Source organism: Lewinella sp. IMCC34183, assembly GCF_003390915.1.
In the GTDB taxonomy this organism is placed as follows: Bacteria; Bacteroidota; Bacteroidia; order Chitinophagales; family Saprospiraceae; genus Neolewinella.
The window spans coordinates 286,728-308,453 of sequence record NZ_QMEM01000006.1 but is presented as its reverse complement, the minus strand read 5'-3'; the positions used below and the strand labels follow the sequence as shown (position 1 = coordinate 308,453).

At 61.9% G+C, this 21,726-nt stretch carries 19 protein-coding genes; 14 read left to right on the top strand and 5 right to left on the bottom strand.

The features are described 5' to 3' along the window. Positions 1-3: 3 nt before the first annotated feature. From DQG19_RS14930 to DQG19_RS14895, 8 genes are all read left to right on the top strand, one after another. Complete coding sequence (locus tag DQG19_RS14930) at positions 4-390, top strand: RidA family protein (protein WP_116127075.1); 387 nt, start codon at positions 4-6, stop codon at positions 388-390. A 1-nt stretch (position 391) separates the two neighbouring features. Further along, positions 392-1,507, top strand: coding sequence for an alanine racemase (locus tag DQG19_RS14925; RefSeq protein WP_116127074.1), 1,116 nt, complete (start codon positions 392-394; stop codon positions 1,505-1,507). Positions 1,508-1,611: 104 nt separating this feature from the next. After that, on the top strand, positions 1,612-2,703 hold the full coding sequence (locus DQG19_RS14920; protein WP_116127073.1) for a dipeptidase: 1,092 nt from the start codon (positions 1,612-1,614) through the stop codon (positions 2,701-2,703). Next, positions 2,631-3,473, top strand: a complete 843-nt coding sequence (locus tag DQG19_RS14915) for an RluA family pseudouridine synthase (RefSeq protein WP_255418765.1) — start codon at positions 2,631-2,633, stop codon at positions 3,471-3,473. The genes DQG19_RS14920 and DQG19_RS14915 overlap by 73 nt, the downstream gene beginning before the upstream one ends. A 151-nt stretch (positions 3,474-3,624) precedes the next feature. Further along, positions 3,625-4,905: an APC family permease gene (locus DQG19_RS14910; protein WP_116127071.1), complete on the top strand. Its 1,281-nt coding sequence runs from the start codon at positions 3,625-3,627 to the stop codon at positions 4,903-4,905. Beyond that, the gene (locus DQG19_RS14905; RefSeq protein ID WP_157974530.1) at positions 4,892-5,641 is read left to right on the top strand and encodes a DUF4397 domain-containing protein; all 750 of its coding nucleotides are present in this window, start codon (positions 4,892-4,894) and stop codon (positions 5,639-5,641) included. The genes DQG19_RS14910 and DQG19_RS14905 overlap by 14 nt, the downstream gene beginning before the upstream one ends. Positions 5,642-5,737: 96 nt before the next feature. Continuing rightward, entirely contained in the window at positions 5,738-6,646 is a 909-nt protein-coding gene (locus tag DQG19_RS14900; RefSeq protein ID WP_116127069.1) for a DUF6624 domain-containing protein, read from the top strand. Positions 6,647-6,700: 54 nt separating this feature from the next. Next, positions 6,701-7,168 carry a BlaI/MecI/CopY family transcriptional regulator gene (locus DQG19_RS14895; protein WP_198661760.1) on the top strand — a complete coding sequence of 156 codons (468 nt, stop codon included), beginning with the start codon at positions 6,701-6,703 and terminating at the stop codon, positions 7,166-7,168. 188 nt (positions 7,169-7,356) lie between these two features. Here the strand turns inward: DQG19_RS14895 and DQG19_RS14890 are convergent, their stop codons facing one another. Further along, entirely contained in the window at positions 7,357-7,713 is a 357-nt protein-coding gene (locus DQG19_RS14890) for an MmcQ/YjbR family DNA-binding protein (protein WP_116127068.1), read from the bottom strand. Positions 7,714-7,855: 142 nt separating this feature from the next. Between DQG19_RS14890 and DQG19_RS14885 the strand changes: the two genes are divergently transcribed. Beyond that, on the top strand, positions 7,856-10,291 hold the full coding sequence (locus tag DQG19_RS14885) for a TonB-dependent receptor domain-containing protein (protein WP_116127116.1): 2,436 nt from the start codon (positions 7,856-7,858) through the stop codon (positions 10,289-10,291). On the opposite strand, the gene DQG19_RS14880 is transcribed toward DQG19_RS14885, so the two are convergent. Both DQG19_RS14880 and DQG19_RS14875 read right to left on the bottom strand, forming a co-directional pair. Then, a complete protein-coding gene (locus DQG19_RS14880) occupies positions 10,292-11,029 on the bottom strand; it encodes a LytR/AlgR family response regulator transcription factor (protein WP_116127067.1) in 738 nt (245 codons plus the stop codon). It abuts the gene before it with no gap. Continuing rightward, positions 10,959-12,071, bottom strand: a complete 1,113-nt coding sequence (locus DQG19_RS14875; RefSeq protein ID WP_116127066.1) for a sensor histidine kinase — start codon at positions 12,069-12,071, stop codon at positions 10,959-10,961. The genes DQG19_RS14880 and DQG19_RS14875 overlap by 71 nt, the downstream gene beginning before the upstream one ends. A 198-nt stretch (positions 12,072-12,269) precedes the next feature. Here DQG19_RS14875 and DQG19_RS14870 point away from each other — a divergent pair, with 198 nt between their 5' ends. The 4 genes from DQG19_RS14870 to DQG19_RS14855 all read left to right on the top strand — a co-directional run bounded on the left by DQG19_RS14870 (position 12,270) and on the right by DQG19_RS14855 (position 19,736). Continuing rightward, positions 12,270-14,717: a TonB-dependent receptor domain-containing protein gene (locus tag DQG19_RS14870; RefSeq protein WP_116127065.1), complete on the top strand. Its 2,448-nt coding sequence runs from the start codon at positions 12,270-12,272 to the stop codon at positions 14,715-14,717. Positions 14,718-14,889: 172 nt separating this feature from the next. Further along, positions 14,890-17,328, top strand: coding sequence for a TonB-dependent receptor domain-containing protein (locus DQG19_RS14865; RefSeq protein WP_116127064.1), 2,439 nt, complete (start codon positions 14,890-14,892; stop codon positions 17,326-17,328). 180 nt (positions 17,329-17,508) lie between these two features. After that, positions 17,509-18,000, top strand: coding sequence for a 5-(carboxyamino)imidazole ribonucleotide mutase (gene purE, locus DQG19_RS14860; RefSeq protein ID WP_116127063.1), 492 nt, complete (start codon positions 17,509-17,511; stop codon positions 17,998-18,000). Positions 18,001-18,071: 71 nt separating this feature from the next. Further along, entirely contained in the window at positions 18,072-19,736 is a 1,665-nt protein-coding gene (locus DQG19_RS14855) for a glutamine--tRNA ligase/YqeY domain fusion protein (RefSeq protein ID WP_116127062.1), read from the top strand. Positions 19,737-19,816: 80 nt separating this feature from the next. Here the strand turns inward: DQG19_RS14855 and DQG19_RS14850 are convergent, their stop codons facing one another. Together DQG19_RS14850 and DQG19_RS14845 are read right to left on the bottom strand one after the other, a co-directional pair. Further along, positions 19,817-20,209 carry a translation initiation factor gene (locus tag DQG19_RS14850; RefSeq protein ID WP_116127061.1) on the bottom strand — a complete coding sequence of 131 codons (393 nt, stop codon included), beginning with the start codon at positions 20,207-20,209 and terminating at the stop codon, positions 19,817-19,819. Positions 20,210-20,211: 2 nt separating this feature from the next. Further along, positions 20,212-20,634: a DUF983 domain-containing protein gene (locus DQG19_RS14845; protein ID WP_116127060.1), complete on the bottom strand. Its 423-nt coding sequence runs from the start codon at positions 20,632-20,634 to the stop codon at positions 20,212-20,214. 189 nt (positions 20,635-20,823) lie between these two features. Here DQG19_RS14845 and DQG19_RS14840 point away from each other — a divergent pair, with 189 nt between their 5' ends. Beyond that, a complete protein-coding gene (locus tag DQG19_RS14840; RefSeq protein WP_116127059.1) occupies positions 20,824-21,690 on the top strand; it encodes an RNA polymerase sigma factor RpoD/SigA in 867 nt (288 codons plus the stop codon). Positions 21,691-21,726 lie beyond the last annotated feature (36 nt).

Sequence of the window (21,726 nt, the reverse complement as noted above, 5' to 3'; positions counted from 1 at the left end):
ACCATGGAAAAACAACGCATTACCCACCCCCAGCGGAAGGAGGACTTCGTCACCGGTGCCTACTCCGACGGCGTGATCGTCGGCGACCTTATGTTCGTGAGCGGACAGACGCCGGTCGACTTCGCAACCTCCCAAGTCGTCCTCGGTACCATCGAGGAGGAAACCCGTCGCGTACTCAATAACATCAAGGCCATCCTCGAAACCGGCGGTGCCTCCCTAGACAACGTGGTGAAGGTGACCGTGCACCTGGCGGACAGCGACGACTTCGACCGCTTCAACGCCGAGTACGCCACTTTCTTCACCGGCGTGCGGCCGGCCCGCACCACCGTGGAGTCGGGCCTAAAGCACGGCATCAAGGTGGAGATTGACGTGATCGCCAAACTGGCCTAGGATGAACTGGCAACCCGACGACCGCTACCGCGTGGAGAATATCGGCGAAGTCGACTCGCCGGCCCTGCTGGTGTTCCCGGCGGTGATCGAGAGCAACATCGACCGCGCACTCGAACTGACGGCTACTTACGGAGGTCACTGCCTCCAACCCCACATCAAGACCGTCAAGACGCTCGAGATCGCCCGCATGGCCATCGACCGGGGCATCACCCGTTTCAAATGTAGTACGGTGAGCGAGGGTGAACTGCTGGGCCAAGCCGGCGCGGAGCGCGTACTGCTGAGTTACCAGCTTTCGGATGTCAAGGCCCGGCGGTGGCAGCGACTGCGCGACAGTTTTCCCGGGACCGAGTTTTCGGCGCTTATCGATAACCCCGACACGGCCCGCATGCTTTCCGGTCGCTTCGCCGAACGTCCGCTGAATGTGTACGTCGATGTCAACCCGGGCATGGATCGCACCGGCATCCGGCCGGATGACGTGCCCGAACTGCTGCAGATCATCCATGAGCTGCCCGGGCTCGAGCTGCGCGGCTTCCACGTCTACGACGGCCACCTGCGGGATCCGGACGAGTCAGCACGGCGGGAACAAGCCGGCGCGCTCTTCGCGAAGGTCGAAAGCCTGCGTCTTCCCGCGGAAACGCAGTATGTGCGGGAACTCGAGGTAGTCGTGGCCGGATCGCCTAATTTTCCATTTTACGTTGGAAAGCGGAACACCTGGGTCAGCCCCGGCACCTTCTTTCTCTGGGACGCCGGCTACGGCGATTCCTTCGCCAATTGGGGGTTCGAGCCCGCGGCCCTGGTGCTTTCGCGGATCATCTCGGTGGTGACGGACAAAAAATTCTGCCTCGATATGGGCAGCAAGGCCGTGGCCCCCGACAAGGCGCAACCGCGGATGTACTTTCCGGGCATTGGGGAGTACGCCGTCGAAGGGCAGTGGGAGGAACACCTGGTCATTCGGGTACCGGATACTTCGTCCTATCGCGTGGGAGAGCCCTTTTTCGCCGTGCCGGCCCACGTCTGCACCACCGTCAACCTGTACGAGGAGCTGCTTCCGGTTACCCACGGCCGGGTGGAGGAAGGCTGGCGGGTGGTGGCGCGTGATCGGCGGATTACGATCTGAAGGGATGTAAAATTTAGAATGTAAAATTTACCATTTACAATTACCCGCGGCTTTGCTCGCTGCGCTCGTCTCCTGTCCCCCGCCCCTGATTCCCTACTTCACCCATGCTCATTGACGCTCACCTCGATCTGGCTACCAACGCCCTCGCGTACAACCGCGACCTCACCCAATCCGTGGTGGCGATCCGGGACGAGGAGCGACGGCTGGGACTAACGGACCACCCCGACCGCGGTCGGGGGACTGTAGCGTTGCCCGAATTGCGGCGGGGTGGGATAGGGCTCGTTTTCGCTACGATGATCGCCAGGGTCGATCCACCGGGGCAACCTACGGCCTCCACCCGCTTGCTCGGATGGAAGTCGCCCGCCCAGGCCTGGTCCGATGCCCAGCGGCAGCTGGCGTGGTACCGGGAGATGGAGCGGCAGGGGGAGATGGCGGCCATTACCGATCACGCTGCGCTGGACCGTCAGCTGAAGCAGTGTCAAGAGTCCGGAGAGCAGGCGGACGTGCCGGTCGGCTACGTGCTGGCACTGGAGGGCGCCGACAGCATCGTTACGCTCGATCACCTGCACCGATTTTACGATCAGGGACTGCGGTCGGTCGGTCCGGCCCACTTCGGGCCGGGGCGGTATGCGGCGGGAACGGGTTCGGACGGTAGCGGACTGACTTCGGCGGGCCGCGACCTGCTGCGCGAGATGGACGCCCTGGGGATGATCCTCGACCTGACCCACCTGACCGACCGGGGGTTCTTCGAGGCGCTGGAACTGTACGAGGGGCCCGTCATCGCCAGCCACCAGAATTGCCGGGCGCTGGTGCCGGGCGAGCGGCAGTTCAGCGACGAACAGATCCGGGCCGTGATTGAGCGGGGCGGGGTACTCGGCGGTGCATTGGACGCCTGGATGTTGCAGCCGGACTACCTGCGGGGGCAGGACGATCCGTGGACCCTCGACATCCGGTTGGAGCGCGTGATCGACCACTACGACCACATATGCCAGCTGGCGGGGAATGCCGACCACATCGGCATCGGCAGCGACCTGGACGGGCTGTTCGGTACCGAGCAGTCGCCACACGATCTGGATACCATCGCCGATCTCTCGAAGCTGGGCGGTTTGTTGCAGGGGCGCGGATACAGTACCGAACAGGTAGAGCAGGTATTTTCCGGCAACTGGATGAGGGTGCTGGAACGGCTGTTCGGATAAGGCGGCCGGACGGAACCCCGATTACCGCTCGGAAGCCTACCTTCCGGCCCATGAAGATTCCCGTCCTCCACGAAGACGACCACCTGCTTGTCGTCGACAAGCCCGCCGACGTACTCACCGTCCCGGACCGCCACGACCCGGACATCCCCAATCTTAAGCAAACCCTTGCCGACCGCTACGGAACCATCATCCCCGTACACCGCCTCGACCGCCCCACCACCGGCTTGCTCGTGTTCGCCCGCACGCCGGAGGCGCACCGCGGACTGAGTATGCAGTTCGAGAAACGGGACGTGGAGAAGGTCTATCTCGCGTTGGTCGACGGCGTTCCGGAGCCGGCGGAGGGGGAGATCGACGAACCCATCGCGCCGCACCCCTCGAAGGTGGGACGGATGATGGTCACCAATCGCGGCGGCAAGTTTGCCCGCACCGACTATAAGGTGATGGAGACCTTCGGCAAGTTCAGCCTGGTCGGCGTACAGATCTTCACCGGCCGGACGCACCAGATCCGCGTACACCTGGCTTACCTGGGGCACCCCCTCATCGTCGATCCCTTCTACGGCAAACGGACGGAGTTCATGCTCTCGGAGATAAAGGGGCGGCGCTACAACAAGGGCAAGCACGAAGTGGAGCGCCCCCTGCTGAGCCGGGTACCCCTCCACGCCGCCCGCCTCGGCTTCACCCACCCGGCCACGGAGGAATGGATGCACTTCGAGGTGGAACCGCCGAAGGATATGCGGGCGATGATCAATCAGTTGCAGAAACTGAGGTAGGAGGTATTTTTGGCGCAGATTGCACATCGGATGTCCGGACATCCGATGTGCAACCCAAAAACCGGGCTAAGCCACGAAATATCGCGCTCACCAGTGCACTATTCTCCCGTTGGGAGGCTTCCGTGAAGTGAGCAACAATCCCCCCCCTTCCATGTCTGACGCCGGCAGCAAACTCAGCCCCATCTCCGTATGGGCCCTCGCGGCCGGCGGCATGGTGGGCGGTGGTATTTACACGGTCCTCGGCGTCGTCATTGCCGTGTCGGCCCAGTGGGCCTGGCTCGCCTTCGCCTTCACCGGCGTCATCGCCTTATGCTCCGCCTACAGCTACGTATTCCTCTGTAACACCTACGATGAGGGTGGCGGTGCCTTCGACTTCCTCGAGGAGGTCGACGACGACTGGCTCGGGGGCAGCCTGGGGTGGATGCTCATCCTGGGCTACGTGCTCACCATCTCGGTGTACGCCTACGCCTTCGGGCACTACGTGGCCTTCGCCTTCCACGGCGGCGGACTGGTGATCCGCGGGCTGGCCGCCGGTATCGTGGCAGCGCTCATCGGGCTCAACCTGGCCGGCGCGGGCAAACTCACCAAGGTGGAGGTCGGCATCGTGTCGGTCAACCTGCTGATCCTTCTCGGCCTGGGCGTCTACGGCCTCACCCAGTGGGACACCACCCAGCTCACCGCCGGCGTGGAGCCGCGGCCGGCCTGGTCCGGCTTCATCGGCGGCGCGGCCATCTTCATGGCCTACGAAGGCTTCCAGTTGCTGAGCTACGAATACGACCGCATCAAGGACCCCCACAAGAACTTCATGCCCACCCTGATGAGCGCGGTGGTCTTCGTCGTATTACTCTACATCGTAGTGGCCCTGGGCGCCACCTTCGTGGGCAGTGCCGCCACACTGATCGACTTTAAGGAGATCGCACTATCCATCACCGCGCGGGAAGCGTTCGGGGAGACCGGCCTCATCATCATGACCCTGGCGGCCGGGTTCGCCACCGCCGCGGCCATCAATTCGACGCTCTTTTCTACCGCTAACCTCACCAAGAAAATCGCTAAAAAGGGAGAGCTGCCCGGCTGGTTCGACCACACCAACGGCAACGATGTGCCCGACCGGTCCATCATACTCCTCGGCAGTTTGGCCGGTATACTGGCCGTGACCGGCTCCTTGAGTGCGCTGGTCGAAGCCGCCAGCCTGGTCTTCCTCGCCACCTTCGGCATCGTCAACTGGCTGTGCTACCAGCGCGCCGACCACCGCCGCTGGATCCCCGCTACCGGTATCGGCTTTGCCGCCCTGACCGCAGTGGCCCTATTGCTACGGGTGGCCATCAGCAAGCCGGTGGCCTTCGGGGGGCTGATCCTGATCGTGCTGCTGGTGGTACTCGGCCGGCCGCTGCTCCTCCGCAAAACCAAAACTGACGGCGATGACGACCAGTAACCCCTATTTACTGCTACTCATGGTATTGCTGCTGGCAGCCTGCGGAGGGGATACGCCCGCCCCCGTGCAGCTCCGGGTAGGTGAGTTCCTGTATACCTCCGACTCGGCCCGCGTCGTCCTCACCGATACCGAAGGGAAAGACGTGGACTTCTCCCTGGCATATGCGGAGCTGTCCGACTACCGTTCGCTTCCGCCGGGCACCTACTCGGTCCGGGTATCCATCGGGGCGCGCGAACTGCTGGAGCAGAAAATCGGACTGGGCGCCGAGGGTCGCTATACGATGGTGTTGGCTGGCATCCCCAAGAAGGACCAGGAAGTAAACCAGGCCGCCTTCGGCACGAAACTGCACCGCATCTTTGAAGGAGCCGCCGCGCGTACCGCCAACCAATTTCTGCCCCAGCTCTTCCTGCAAAACGACTACTACGTCAAGTTGTCCGGTAAGGGGAACCTGCGCGTGACCCACCTTGCCCCCGGCCTGCTGCCCCTCGACGTACACCTGTTGCACGGAGGGCAAGAGGAAACCAGTTTCTCCGGCATCGCGTATGCCCACGCTTCCGATCGCGAACGTCTCGCGACTGGCCAGTACGAAGCGGCGGTACACCCGGCCGGCAGTCCACTCGAGCGGCTGCGCTTTCCGGTGGAGCTCGACACGGCGGCCTTCCACAATTACTACCTCATACCGGACACCGCCGCCGGCCAGCGGCTGCGGGTAGTGGCGGGGCGCACCACGCAGTAGGCGTGAACAGGTGGGCGGGGCCGCGGGTGCCGGGGCCATGGGCTGCGGTGGACGGGTCGGGTTCGTGAAAGGTAAGCGGTCAACTACTTTTACTTCATGTCAATTAGACTCCCTTGTTTCCTGACCGCCAGCCTGCTGTTGGTACTCGTCACTGTAGCGGGTTGCCAAACCGGCGATTCGGACGATAGGGAAGTGGAAAACTGGAAACTGGGATGGCGCATGCTCGATAGCGCCACTTCCGACGAGGAGCTGGCCCGTCGGCAGTACGATTCGTTGCGGCGGCGATCACCCATAGCCGAATGGCAGCCGGTAGTTGCGCAACTGGCCATCATCCTCCACCTGAGTACCCGCGATTCCGCCGAAATTGCCGCTATCGCCGGGCAACGCTCGCCGGAGGAGCGGCGGGAGCTTTGCCAGATGGGGCTACTGGTCGGCATCGTGGATTGTCCGCCCGCCGCCCCGGAGTCGGTGACCCTTCCGGCATGGCGCGACCGGCTCGTGGGGCACCACGTACGCGACCAGGCAGTGCGCGGCCAACTGCCGGCTGACCTGATAGCAGCCTATGCGGTCGATACGACCGGCTGGCAAGACTGGGATGCCGCACACGTAGACAGCGCCGGCCGGGCACTCCTCCAGGAGTTTATTATCACGTACGGGTTCCCGACCCGCGCGCAGGTCGGTGAGGAAGGAATGCAGTCCGTATTTCTCATCGCCCAACATGCGGATACGGACCGCGAATGGCAGGCCGCCCAGTTGCCCCACCTCGAAAGGGCCGTTGCCCGGGGTGACCTCGATCCCCAGGACTACGCCTACCTCTTCGACCGGGTACGGGTCGGCGCCGGGAAACAGCAGCGCTACGGCACCCAGTTCCGGCGGGTGGACGCAGCGGCGGGAGTGGCCGAACTCTTTCCCGTGGAGGATAGTCTGCACCTGGACCGCCGCCGGATGGAGATGGGTATGATGCCGGCTAAACTGTACGTTCGAACCATGCTGGAGCCGGGGTAGGTGGGGCGTGTAAAGCCCACCCACTGCCTCTGAACTCGCCATCCTGCAATTGCTGTGGGACGGGGGGGCATAACCGTTCGACAAGTCCACGAGGTACTCGCCGGTGAGAAAGATATTGGGTACACTACCACGCTGAAGACGATGCAGGTGATGCTCGAGCGCGGCTTCCTGGACCGTGAGCAGCAGGGTAGGGGACACCTCTACACGGCCGGTATCGCCCGGGAGGATACGCAGGACAGACCGCTGGACGGATTCCTACAGGGCACCTTCGGTGGGTCCGCAAAGGGGCTCGTCATGCGGGCGCTGGGCAACCACAAGGCTTCCGGCAGACATCGAAGGACTGAAAGCCCGGATCGACCGGATCGAAAAGGAAGAAAAACGAGCGAGCAAGGTAGCGTACTCCCGGTACGACTACTTCTAGCGGCTGGCGCCGATCCCGATCAGGTCAATTCCGAGGGGCTGACCGCCCGCGAACTGGCCCGTGCAGCGGGGCACGACGACATCCTCCGCCTGCTGACATAATAGTTTGTCGTCGCTACCGACCCGGGGGGGGGGCGGCGGAACAATAACCCAATATGAGAACACCGATCATCCTGGGGTTGCTGGCCGTGGTCGGTAACCTCCTAGCCGCCTATACCCTGGAGCGGGGGGCGGCCAGCCGGGAACGGCAGGCGTGGGGCAGCATTCGCTGAGGCACCCCGGCCGCGGGCCTACAGCCCTAATTCCACCCGAACCTTCCTGGTGAGCCCGGCCACCACCAGGTCGTAGCTGTGATCGATGAGTTCGCGCACGTGGGCGTCCGTCAACGAGCCGTTTTCAACGTAGACGGTATTCCAGTGCGTTTTGCTCATGTGCCAGCCGGGAACGATCTCCGGGTGACGCTCGCGGAGCAGCACGGCCCGGTCGGGATCGCACTTCAGGTTAATGCGGAAATCGGGCTCGTCCAGCCCCGTCAACGCAAACATTTTGCCGGCAACCTTCATAACCAGGGTGTCGGGCCCAAAGGGCAGCGTCTCGGTAACGGCCAATTTTTGCAGGCAATAATTCTGAAAAGTGAGAAGGTCCACGTATTTTATTTAGTGATCATGGTAAAAGTATATTCCAAATAAGGTAGTTAGCACACCAATCGTTGTTTCGTTCGTATTCCTATATTCTCAATTCGTAATCGTATCTTTAGGCTTTGTGGTCGTTGTACACCTAGACCTGGATATGAAACGTGCTTACTGTCTCTCGCCCCTATTTTTTCTTTGTTCTTTCCTAGCCGCCCAACATTCCATCACCGGAATAATCCAGGACGTGGAGGGTGCAGCGGTCCCGTACGCTAACGTGGCCCTGTATTCGGTATCGGACTCCAGCCTCGTGAAGGTGGAGGTGACCGACGATGCCGGTACCTTCGTATTCGGGAACGTCGCGGCCAAGTCGTATAACCTCGTGGTAACCTACCTGGGCTTTCCGGACCTGCACCGCGATGCCCTGGATGTCGACCGCAGCCTGAACCTGGGTACGCTCGCGTTCGGCCCCGCGGGGGTTGAGCTGGCTTCCGCCACCGTAAGGACCACCCGCGCGTTGGTGGAAATGAAGCCCGACCGGACCATCTTCAACGTGCAGGGTACCATCAACGCCGCGGGCAACGACGGCCTGGAACTGCTGCGCAAGGCACCCGGCGTCACCATCGATAACAACGAGAACATCAGCGTATTAAGTCGCTCCGGCGTACTCGTGTACATCGACGGGCGGCGCACGCCGTTGCAGGGTGCCGACCTGAGCAACTACCTGCGTACGCTGACGGCCGAACAGATCGACCGCATCGACATCATCACCAGCCCGGGTGCGCGCTACGAGGCACAGGGTAATGCCGGCATCATCGATATCCGCCTGAAGCGGGCCGAGGACGAGGGCACCAACGGCAGCCTGACCGCCTCCGCCAGCCAGGGACGCTACGCCCAGTACGCGGGTACGGCCGGCGGTAACCTGCGTAACCGATATTTCAACCTCTACGGTACGCTGAACTACAACTACAACCAGACGTATAGTCAGAGCGACTTCGTAAGCCTGCAGAACGGTTACCGGCTGGTCGACGAACTGAACAGCGTACCTATCCTGCGCACGCCCGGCCTCCGCACCGGTATGGACCTGTACCTCGGCGAGCGCCATACGCTGGGGGTCCTGTATACCGGACAGTTTCAGGACGAGCGACGGACCGTGGTGAACAGCACGGAGATCTACGATGAAACGTGCGGCTGTAACCCCCGCAATCCCGCCCCCGACAGCATCCTCCGGGCAGGCGTCCTCGACGAGGGCAACCACAATCAGAATACCTTCAACCTCAACTACAACTTTGCCATCGCCTCCGGCCATAACCTAAACGTAGACCTGGATTACGGCCGGTACCGCAACAGCAACCTGATCGATCAGCCCAACGCCTACTACGCACCGGACGGGCAGTTTCTGAGCGAATCCGACAACGCCTTCGATACGCCCATCGACATCGATATCTACACCGCCCGCCTCGATTACGAGTTCCCCATTGGCGCAGGGGCGGCAAGCGCGGGTGCCAAGTTCTCCCGCGTACGTACCGACAATACTTTTCTCTTCTATGACGGTCTTCTGGGCAACGATCCCACCTTCGTGGCCGAACGCAGTAACGAATTCGTGTACGACGAGGACGTCTACGCCGCCTACGTAAGCTACGCAGGTTCGTTCAGCGATCGGCTGACCTACAGCGCCGGCCTCCGCATGGAAAGCACCGACGCCGGGGGCAAGCTGACCACCTTCGCTACCCAGCAGGAAGAACCCCCGGTAGATTTTGATTACCTGAGCTTTTTTCCGAGCCTGGGCCTGACCTACGCCCTCGCCTCCGGCAACGTACTGAACCTGCGCTACGGCCGCCGCATCAACCGGCCCGACTACAATAATCTCAATCCCTTCCGGGTCCAGCTCAACGAGCTCAGCTACCGCCGCGGCAACCCCTTCCTCCAGCCGGAAAAGATCAACAACGTCGAGCTCGGCTACGTGGTCGCCAGCCGCTTCAACTTCAAGCTAGCCTACAGCCGGACCGAAGACCAGGTGGCCCAGTTGCTGAGCCCCGATAGCCTCGATGCCCGGGCGGGATTCGAGACCTACGACAACCTGGCGCAGCAGACGGTCTACAGCTTTACCGCCAGCGCGCCGGTGGAGGTGACGTCGTGGTGGCGTACCTACCTCAACGCCAGTGCCGGCTACCTGAGCAACGAGGCGGACTACGGGGAGGATGGCTCGGTAAATATCGAGGTGTTCAATTACCGCTTCATCAACCAGAATACCTTCAAGCTACCCGGCAAGCTGACGCTGGAACTCACCGGCCAGTACATCGGTCCGGGCGTCGGGGGCGGCACCTTTGAGTATACCGGCTTCGGCACCGTCAACGTGGGGCTGCAGCGCCGGTTCCTGTCGGACCAGCTCAATGCCAAGCTCTCCTTTAGCGACATTTTCTACACCTCGATCATCGAGGGGGTAAGCGACTTCAACGGCCTGGTGGCTACCGGTCGCCTGTCCCGTGACAGCCGCCGCGTAGGGCTGAGCCTCAGTTACGTGTTCGGCAACCAGAAAGTGACGAGCCGCCGTCGCGATACCGGCCTCGACGAGGCGGCCGGCCGTGTCCACTGATCAGAAAAGGATCCGCTTCACCACCGGAGCGTAGCTCCGGCTCGCCCGCAGCAGTTCACCGTTGGTCAGGACGATGTCGTAGCCGTGGCCCTCGCGAAAGATCTCGCGGATGGCGTAGCGGTTGATGATGGTCGACCGGTGGATCCGCAGGAAAATCTCCGGATCGAGGCGCGCCTCGGTTTCCTTAAGGCTATACTGACTTAAAAACTGCTGCTCGCCGGTCACGATGGTCGAATAGTCGCCTTCGGCCTGGATGCACAGGATATTTGATACGGGCAGGGCTACGTATTTGTTGGCGCGGGGTACCATGATGCGGTCCGGATAGCGGGTGGTCTCGTCGCGGAGGTGCTGGGCCAGCCGGGCTACGTTGGGTTGTTCGCTGGCGGTACGGCCGGCAATGCGCTCGATCGCGCGGGCGAAGCGGGCGCGGGAATAGGGCTTGAGCAGGTAGTCCACCGCGTGCAGTTCGAAGGCTTCCAGGGCGTACTGATCGTAGGCGGTCGAGAAGATCACCAAAGGAAGGGTATCCAGGCGTGCCAGTACCTCGAGCCCGCTGAGCCCGGGCATCTGGACATCCAGGAAGATGATCTCCGGTTCGTGGTCGGCGATCAGGCGGAGCGCATCCACTCCGTTGGCGGCTTCACCCACCACGACCAGATCGGCGTACTCAGCCAGGTATTCCTTGAGGAGTTTGCGTGCGGGCGATTCGTCGTCGATCACTACTACTTTGCGGAGCATAGACTAAAGGGATACGGAAGGTAAAGCGGCTGCCGTTGCCGGGAGAAGAAGTAATACGGAGGGGGGCATCGTAGAGCAGCCCGAGCCGGCGCTGGGTGTTGGTCAGGCCGTAGCCGTAGCGCACCGTTTCCGGGTCGAAGCCGATCCCGTTGTCGGCCACTTCGACCTCTAGGTGATTGTCGGGAGCCGGCCGCGCGGAAATGGTGACAAGTCCGCCGTCCACCAGCGGGGAAAGGCCGTGCCGTACGGCGTTCTCCACCAGCGGCTGGACGAGTAGCGGGGGGAGCTGGGCCAGGGCCAGCTCCGGTTCGGCCACGTCGATGCGGTAGGCCAGGCGGTCGCCGAAGCGGGCCTTTTCCAGGGTGAGGTAGTCGGTGACGAAGTCCAGTTCGGCCGCAAGCGGCAGGGTCGCCTCCCGGTTGGCCCGCAACTGGTAGCGGAAGAGGTCGCTCAGGCGGGCGATCATCTCGCGGGTGCGCTCCTGCCCGGGATCGAGCGAGGCACTGATGGTGTTGAAGGCATTGTAGAGAAAGTGGGGATTGAGCTGGGCCTTCAGCGCCGCAAGCTCACTGGACAGCGCGAGTCGGCTGGCCTCGTTACGTTCCCGTTCCGCGACGTGCAGGTCCTTGTGGTACTGCCAGGCGTGAAAGATGCCGAACTGCAGTACGTAGAACAGGGCGGGAATGTAAATGTCCCACCACTGTGCCGCGCCGGCGAGGTGGCCGCCCCCGAAGTAGTTGTCGACCAGCCAATAGTAGCCCTGCTGCCAGGCCTTGGCCCACAGCGGAAGCACCGCCAGGTTCAGCAGGATCTTACGGGTTAGGCTCCAGTGCCGAAAGGTGTGAAAGGTCAGGTACCAGACCGGCAAGGTGAGCAGTCCCTTGAGGGGATAGTCCAGGTACAGGATCCGCCAGTTAGCGGAGGACCACATATCCGCGCCGTAGGAGAACGGCAGGGCCACCATGTAAAAGATGGCAAAGAACAGGTAGAGGCAAACCACCAGTCCAAACTCCCGCCACGGCCAGTCGCGCCATTTCTCCATAATACAATAATAGGCAGCGGAGAGCAAGTCCGCTACGCCGCTCCGGTGAACGGCCAGCAGCGGGGGGTGAGCAACCAGGCGGTAGTCCGCTCGTCCTTCTCCTGGGTGTCCAACGTGGCTGAGTGGTCACCCGCCGAAAAGGTAACGCAGGCCCTTCTTCAGACCATGACTTTTGGGGGAGTCATTAACACTCACGAAATGCCATCAATGAAAAGCCTGCATACTGTTATTCTCCTCATCTGCCTTTGCACCTGCGTCCGCGCCCAGCACACCCTACGCGGACAGGTGCAGGACGCCGACGGCGAGGCCATAGCGTTCGCTAACGTGGCTTTGTATACCGCCGCCGACTCCCAGCTCGTGAAGGTGGAGACCACCGACGACAGCGGGCTCTTCCAGATGGAGGAGGTGGGGGCTCGCAACTACGACCTTTCGGTCACCTACCTCGGGGCGCAGGAGCTACGGCGGAACGGCCTTACCGTAAGCGGTGACGTCGACCTGGGAGTACTGCGCCTGACCGCGGGCGGGGTGGACCTGGCGGAAACTACCGTGACCGCCGACCGCGCCCTGGTGGAGGTCAAGTCCGACCGCACGGTCTTCAACGTGCAGGGGACCATCAACGCCGTGGGCAACAACGGTCTGGAGCTGCTGCGCAAGGCACCCGGGGTGGCGGTCGACAACAACGAGAACATCAGCGTGCTGAGCCGTTCCGGCGTACTGCTCTACGTAGACGGGCGAAGGATGCCGCTGGCGGGAGCCGACCTGGCCAACTACCTGCGTAACCTGGACGCCGAGCAGATCGACCGTATGGACATCATCACTAATCCGGGTGCCCGCTACGAAGCCGAAGGCAATGCGGGCATCATCGATATCCGGCTGAAGCGGCCAGAGGACGAGGGGGCCAACGGCAGCCTGAGCGTCAACGGCAGCCAGGGGCGCTACTTCCAGGGCGGCGTCAACGCCAACGGAAATTACCGGAACGAATGGGTGAACGTATTCGGCAACGTGGGGCACAACCGGGGCGACTTCTACAACGACACCGGATTCGACGCCTACCAGAACGGACTGCGGCTGGACGAGGTCATTCGGAGTGTTTACAGCGGGGCAACCTATTTCCTGCGGCTCGGCGCGGACGTACGATTGGGGGAACGGCATACGCTGGGGGTGCTGGCGGGCGGCCGCTTTAACGACGCGGGTGTACGCGTATCCGACGTAACCGACGTATACCACCTCACCGGCGGTACGCCCCGCCTCGACAGCACCCTGCGGGCCGCCACCACGCGGGATATGGACCGTAACCAGCAGACCTACAACCTTAACTACCAGTACCGGGTCGCGGAGGGTCGCTCGCTGAACGTGGACCTGGACTACGGGCGCTTCCGCAACGACCAGCTCACCGATCAGGCGAACCAGTACTTCTCAACGGGCGGCGAGGCGCTGACGGGGCTGTTCAATTATTTCGATACCCCGACCGACATCAACATCGCCACCGCGAAGGCGGACTACGAGCAAGACGTGTGGGGCGGGGGGCTCGACGCGGGGGTGAAATTCAGCCGGGTGCGGACCTATAACACCTTCCTGTTTTACGACGTCTTCCCCGGCACCTCCCCCGAGCGGCGGCTGAGCGACCGGCGGAGCAACCAGTTCGACTACAGCGAGAACGTGTACGCCGGCTACCTCAGCTACACCGGCAGCTTTTCGGAGCGCTGGACCTTTACGGCGGGACTGCGGGCGGAAGTGACGGACGTTACCGGCGAACTGACCGCTTTCCGGACCGACCTGCGCGAGCCGCCGGTGGAGCGCAACTACCTCAGCTTCTTCCCCAGCGCGGGACTGACCTACGCGGTGAATCCCACTGCCGGCCACATGATCAACCTGGCCTACGGACGGCGCATCAACCGCCCCGACTATAACGTACTCAACCCTTTCCGGCAGCAGATCAGTCAGCTGAGTTACGAGCGGGGAAATCCCTACCTGAGCCCGGAGATCGTCAATAACCTCGAACTGGGGTACACCCACGCCTACCGCTACAACTTCAAAATAGCGTACAGCAAGACGGCCAACCAGATCACGCGACTGACCGCGCCCGACGAGGACGACCCCCGCGCCGGCTTCATCACCTGGGATAACCTGGCCAACCAGCAGATCGTATCGTTCAGCGGCAGTGCACCCGTACAGGTGACCGAGACCTGGAACCTATACGCAAACGTGTCGGCCAGCTACATCGACAACCAGGCCGACTACGGCGACGGCGCCACCATCGACCTGCAAATTTTTACCTACAGCTTTTACGCGCAGAATACGGTAAAGCTGCCCGGGAAACTGACCGCGGAGATCAGCGGGTACTACGGCGGGCCGGGCGTCTGGGGTGGGGTATTCAAATACGGACCGCTTGGGGCATTCAACCTGGGTTTGCAGCGCAAATTCCTCGACGACCGGATCAACGTGAAGGTGAGTGGCAACGACCTCTTTTTCACCAGCAACTGGGAGGGCGGGAGCGAATTTGCCGGACTGACCAACACGGGCTACGGTCGCCGCGACAGCCGCCGTGCGGCGGTGAGCGTCACCTACACCTTCGGTAACCAGCAGGTGAAGAGCCGCAACCGCAAAACCGGCATCGAGGAGGCGGCCGGCCGGGTGGGGGAATAGGCCCGTCGACGAACGTCGTCCCACGGACCACGAATGCAATCGGTTTTGTGCCGCCACGGGGCGTAAACGGTGCTCATCCGAAAATTGCCTTAGCTCGTCGATTGAATTTTCGGTGCGTAGGGATGCGGCCTAAGTTTGTGGTATTCAAATGATTAAGAGAGATTATTTCCCAATGAGAAAACCAATCACCCTAGCCTTTTTTGTACTTCTTTGCACCTGCGTCAGCGCCCAAATCAGCGTACGCGGACAGGTACAGGACGCCGACGGAGCGGCGGTATCCTTCGCCAACGTCGCCCTGTACCGGACCGCGGACAGCAGCCTTGCCAAGGTGGAAACCACCGACGATGCCGGCCTCTTCCGGATCATTGACGTGACCCCCGGAGCGTACGATGTCTCCGTCACCTTCCTGGGGGCGCCCGAACTGCGCCGCGCGAACGTACAAATGACCTCCGATACCGACCTCGGCGTGCTGACCATGGCCCCCGCCGGCGTGGACCTGGCGGAAGCCACCGTCACCGCCCGCCGCGCCCTCGTGGAGGTAAAGCCGGACCGGACGGTCTTTAACGTGGATGGTACCATCAACGCCGTCGGTAATACGGGCCTGGACCTGCTGCGCAAGGCGCCGGGCGTCACCGTAGACAACAACGACAACATCAACGTACTCAGCCGCTCCGGCGTGCTGCTGTACGTGGACGGCCGGCGCATGCCCCTCAGCGGCGACGACCTGGCCCAGTACCTGCGGAACCTGAACGCCGAGGAGATCGACCGCATCGACATCATCACGAACCCCGGGGCCCGCTACGAGGCAGAGGGCAACGCGGGCATCATCGATATCCGGCTGAAGCGGCCGGAGGACGAGGGGGCCAACGGCAGCCTGAGCGTCAACGGCAGCCAGGGGCGCTACTTCCAGGGTAGCGTGAACGGTACCGGGAACTACCGCAACCGCTGGATGAACCTGTACGGTACCCTCGGCTACGGCAATTACAGCTACTATAACCGCTCCGACTTCGAAAATTACCAGAACGGACTGCTGCTCGAGGAAACGATGTACAGCGCCGGCAACAACCAGAGCTATTCGTGGCGACTGGGCTCCGACATCCGGGCGGGCGAGGACCACACCTTCGGCTTCCTCGCCAGCGGGCGCTATAACGACCGTACCGGCTACACCAACGATGTTACGGATATCAACGACTACGCCGGTGGCACGGCAAGCTTCGACAGTACGCTGCTGGCGCGCTCGGACCGCCGTAACGACCGGTCGCAGAACGCCTACAACCTAAACTATCGCTACGCCCCGGAGGGTGGTCCGCTGGTAAACGTGGACCTGGACTTCGGTCGCTACCGCAACGACAACCTGATGGACCAGTCCAACCGCTACGTCACCGCGGCGGGGAATCCCCTCAGCCGGCTGTTCAACTACTTCGATACGCCGACCGACATCGACATCTACACCGCCAAGGTGGATTATGAGCGGGAGTGGGGACCCGGTACCTTTACGGGCGGCGGCAAATTCACGCGGGTGGAGACGTACAACACCTTTCTATTCTACGAGGAGGTGCCCGGGGCCGAACCGGTACGGCAGCTGGACCTTGACCGCAGCAACCAATTCGACTATACCGAGAACGTCTACGCCGGCTACCTCAGCTACCAGGGCAGCCTCAGCGAGCGGTGGCAGTTTACGGCCGGGCTGCGGGCGGAGCTGACTGACGCCACGGGCGACCTCACGCCCTTCCGGGAAGACCTGCGCGAACCGCCGGTGGAGCTCAATTACCTGAGCCTCTTTCCCAACGCCGGAATCACCTACGCTCTGAATCCTGAGGCGGGCCACACCGTCAACCTGGCCTACGGGCGGCGTATCAACCGGCCGGACTACAACGTGCTCAACCCCTTCCGCGAGCAGGTAACCCAGTTGACCTACGAACAGGGTAACCCGTACCTGAACCCCGAGATCGTCAACAACCTAGAACTGGGCTACACCCACGCCCAGCGCTACAACTTCAAGCTGGCGTACAGCAGCACCGCCAACCAGATCACCCGGCTGCTGGGCCCCGACTCCCTGGATGCCCGCGGATTTTACGTCACCTACGATAACCTGGCCAGCCAGCGGGTATTCTCCTTCAACGCGAGCGCGCCCGTACAGGTGACCGAAGCCTGGAACCTGTACGTCAACGCCTCGGCCAGCCACCTCTCCAACCAGGCCAATTACGGCGGCGACGCGGTGGTGGACGTGAAAGTGTTTACCTACAACTTCTACGTGCAGAACACCGTCAATTTACCGTGGTCGGTCACCGCCGAGCTCGGGGGCTACTTCAGCGGTCCGGGTGTCTGGGGCGGTGTGCTGCGGCACAAGGCGCAGGGCGCGCTGAACGTGGGCCTGCAACGTAAATTCCTCGACGACCGCCTCAACGTAAAGGTGAGCGGCAACGACCTCCTCTACACCTCGGGCTGGCGGGGTACCAGTGAATTCAACGGCCTGACCAGCGTAGGCAGTGGCAACTGGGACAGCCGTCGCATAGCGATCAGCCTGAGCTACTCCTTCGGCAACCAAGGCGTCAAGAGCCGCAACCGGCGGACCGGCCTGGACGATGCCGCCGAGCGGGTGGGGGAGTAGTGCGCGTTTTGCACATCGGATGTGGTGCTGAGCAGTCTTGAAATTGTGAATAATAGGCTCAAAAAGCACGATTACACTTCCTTTTGCTGCTTTAGTTGCCAGAATCTGCCGGCTTCAGGCTGCACATCGGATGTGGCACACATCCGATGTGCAGTACCTTACGCCACCAAAACAGCAAAAATGGTCTCCATAATCATGGGCTCCGACTCCGACCTACCGATTATGCGGGAGGCGGCCGAAGTTCTCACCTCCTTTGACATCCCGGTAGAGGTCACCGTCGTGTCCGCCCACCGTACCCCCGATCGCCTCTTCGAATTTGCCAAAGGGGCGGCACAGCGCGGGGTGCAGGTGGTCGTGGCCGGCGCCGGCGGGGCGGCGCATCTGCCGGGCATGGTGGCGAGCCTGACGCCCCTGCCCGTGATCGGCGTGCCCATCAAGAGCCGTAATAGCATCGACGGCTGGGACTCCATCCTGTCGATCCTGCAGATGCCGGGCGGAATACCCGTCGCTACCGTGGCCCTGGATGGGGCGAAGAACGCCGGCCTGCTGGCCGCCCGCATCCTGGGAGCTACCGACGAGAAGGTGCGCCGGAAGATGGCAGACTATCAGGAGGACCTAAGAAGCGCAGTAGAGGAAAAGTATACCCGCCTCGAGCGAGACGGCTGGCGGTAGGGTGCGGCGGGCCGGGGGCTTGTTGTAACTTCGCGCGCCCTGATAGCGTTAGCGCCCAAAGTATATACAGTATGTCAAGCCCGGAAAAGAAAGCCGATAACTTTATTGAAGAGATCATCGTCGAAGACCTGGACAACGGGAAACACGACGGGCGTATCCACACCCGGTTTCCCCCGGAGCCCAACGGCTACCTCCACATCGGCCACGCCAAGGCGATCGTGATCAACTTCGAAACGGCCAAAAAATTCGGGGGCACCACCAACCTCCGGATGGACGATACCAACCCGAGTACGGAGGAAACCCTGTACGTCGACAACATCCAGAACGACATCCGGTGGCTCGGCTACGAATGGGAGGGCGAGACGCGCTACGCCTCGGATTACTTTGACGACCTGTACACCTTCGCCCTGCAACTGATTGACAAGGGCCTGGCCTACGTGGACGAGTCCAGCGCCGCCGAGATCGAGACCCAAAAGGGCGATATCGGCGTACCCGGTACGAACAGCCCCTACCGCGACCGCAGCCCGGCGGAGAACCGCGACCTTTTCGAACGGATGAAGGCCGGAGAATTCGCCGACGGCAGCAAGGTGCTCCGCGCCAAGATCGACATGGCGCACCCCAACTTGCTGCTGCGCGACCCGGTCCTCTACCGCATCAAGCACGAAGCTCACCACCGTACCGGCGATACCTGGTGTATTTATCCCCTGTACGATTTCGCCCACGGACAGAGCGATTCGCTCGAGGAGATCACCCACTCCCTCTGCAGCCTGGAATTCCGCCACCACCGGGATCTCTACAACTGGCTGATCGAGGCCCTCGAGATCTTCCCCAGCCGGCAGATCGAGTTCGCCCGGATGAACGTCGATTACTTCATCACCTCCAAGCGCAAGCTGCGCCTGCTGATCGAGGAAGGCGTGGTCACCGGCTGGGACGATCCCCGCATGAGTACCCTGGCCGGACTGCGCCGCAAAGGATACCCCGCCGAAGCCATCCGCAATTTCTGTATGGACACCGGCGTCACCCGCCGCGACAACCAGCAGACCCTTGATCTCCTGGAATACAAGGTGCGCGAAGTACTCAACCGTAACGCGAACCGCTACATGGCCGTCCTCGACCCGGTAAAGCTGGTGATCACCAATTACCCGGAGGGCCAGACCGAAATGCTGGAGACCGAAAACAATCCCGAGGACGAAGGGGCCGGTACGCGTGAGTTGCCCTTCAGCCGGGAGCTCTACGTGGAGCGGGAAGACTTCCGCAAGGAGCCGCAGAACCGGAAGTACTTCCGGCTGGCCCCGGACAAGGACGTGCGCCTCAAAAGCGCCTACATCATTCACTGCGACGGCCACGAGGAAGACGCCGACGGCAATGTTACTCAGATCAACTGTACGTACTACCCGGACAGCAAGTCGGGGGAAGACACCAGCGGCGTCAAGGCCAAGGGTACCCTCCACTGGGTGAACGCCGACACGGCCGTCAACGTCACGGTACGGCAGTACGAACCGCTGTTCACGGACCCGACCCCCATGGACCACGAGGACCGCGACTTCATGGAGTTCATCAATCCCGACAGCCTCACGGTACTTACCGCTAAAGGGGAACCCGCGCTGGCCGATGCCGCCGTGGGCGACAGCTTTCAGTTCCTGCGCAAGGGATACTACACCGTAGATGCGGACAGCACGCCGGAAGAGCCGGTGGTGAACCTTACGGTAGGATTGAAGTCAAGCTGGAAAGGATAATCGAGCGCTTGTAGTAGGACGGTGCCTGCGACAACGGTGGCTAGCACCTCCGTGCCAGCCGTAACTGAACTGCGGCAGATTTATCCCCCGGACTTTTTCGTATTGCGGTAGCCGCGTTCGCGCAACCAGGCGATGGCTGCGTCGCGCTGGTCGCCCTGCAGGATGATCTCGCCATTCTTGACGGAGCCGCCCACGCCGCAGGTGCTCTTGAGCTGCTTGCCGAGCTGCTGGAGCTGGTCGTCCGGGCCGGAGAAGCCGGTGATCAGGGTAGCAGTTTTACCGCGGCGTTGCTTGCGGTCCAGGAGTACGCGCAGGGGATCGTCCTTCACCGCACCTGCGTCCGCGCCCGATTCGTCTTCCGGTTGCTGGGGCGACGTCCCGGGGCCGGGGGGCAGGTCGCCTAGGCCCGAGAGGGCGGCAAACGGATTGTCGGAGGCGGCAGGACGGTCGGGGGAATAATTCTTCTTGGCCATGACTAGGTGGACTTGCGGGTGGTCGGGGTGGTTACGTTAACGGTGCCGGCGTCTGCTCGCGCGGCCACTTCGGGTTTGTAACTGTAGACCAGGTTGAGGTAGGCCGAGCGGGACACGCAGAACCACCACACGAAGAGGACGGCCACGATGGCGATGAGGGCCAGGAAGGAGGCGATCATCGACCACCCCAGTACCCAGTGCAGCAGCATGACCACGCCCAGGCTGAAAAAGCCCGTACCGATGTAGGAGAGAAACATAGCACCGTAGTAGAATCCCGGCTCGGGGAAATAAATCTGCCCGCAGGCCGGACAATGCGTGTACTGGGCGAAGGGCTCCCGGTACGAGAAGGTGGGCGTGGGAAAGAGATCCCCGCGGTGGCAGGTGGGGCACTTCAGGGAGAAAATACTGTAAGATTTGCTGGCCATCGGTGCTTGGCGAGTTGAGGGTGGTTCCGGGAATCGCCCTGGAGGGCGGTACGGCGGCCCAAATAAAATGATTACCCAAAGTAACTTTTGGGTACCCAAACAGTATTAAAGTATGGGGCTTGGGTAAAGTTTTCTATATTAGGACTTGATTTCGAGCCAAAATACAGTGAGTTGAAAAGGTAGCCACGAATGCGTCAATTAAAGATCAGCAATAAGATTACCAGCCGCGAAAGCATCGCGCTGGAGAAGTACCTAACGGATATAGGTAAAATTGATCTGCTGACGCCCGAAGATGAAGCCGAGCTTGCCGCCCGTATCCGTGCCGGCGATCAGCTGGCCCTCGAACGCCTCACCAAGGCCAACCTGCGCTTCGTGGTGTCGGTGGCCAAGCAGTACCAGAACCAGGGACTCAGCCTCTCCGACCTCATCAACGAAGGTAACGTAGGCCTTATCAAGGCTGCCAAGCGCTTCGACGAAACGCGTGGCTTCAAGTTTATCTCCTACGCCGTGTGGTGGATCCGCCAGAGCATTATGCAGGCTATCGTGGAGTACAGCCGCCTGGTCCGCATGCCCAATAACAAGGCGGCCGGCTATACCAAAATTACGGAAGCCATCGCCAGCTTCCAGCAGGAATTCGAGCGGGACCCCGAGCCGGAGGAACTGGCCGAAGTGCTGCAGATCTCCGTTTCCGACGTCGACCGCGCCCTCCGCGGCCGGATGCGCCACCTTTCCTTCGACGCTCCCGTAGCGGGCGACGACAGCGATATCACCATGCTGGATACCCTGCCTAACGATGAGGGATCCAATCCCGACCTGAAGGTGATGGGCGAATCCCTGAGCAAGGAGGTGATTGCCAACCTCAACCTCCTGGCCCCGCGGGAGCGGGCCGTACTGGCCGCTTATTTCGGCCTCGACGGCGAGGAACAGCTTAACCTGGAGGAAATCGGCGACCGCTTCGATCTAACGCGCGAGCGCGTGCGGCAGATCAAAGAGCGCGCCATACGCCGCCTGCGCCGCAGCCGCAACAAGAATCTGCTGCGTAGCTACCTGGGGTAGCAAACGTCAATACAGTTGAGATGGGATGGAAACACG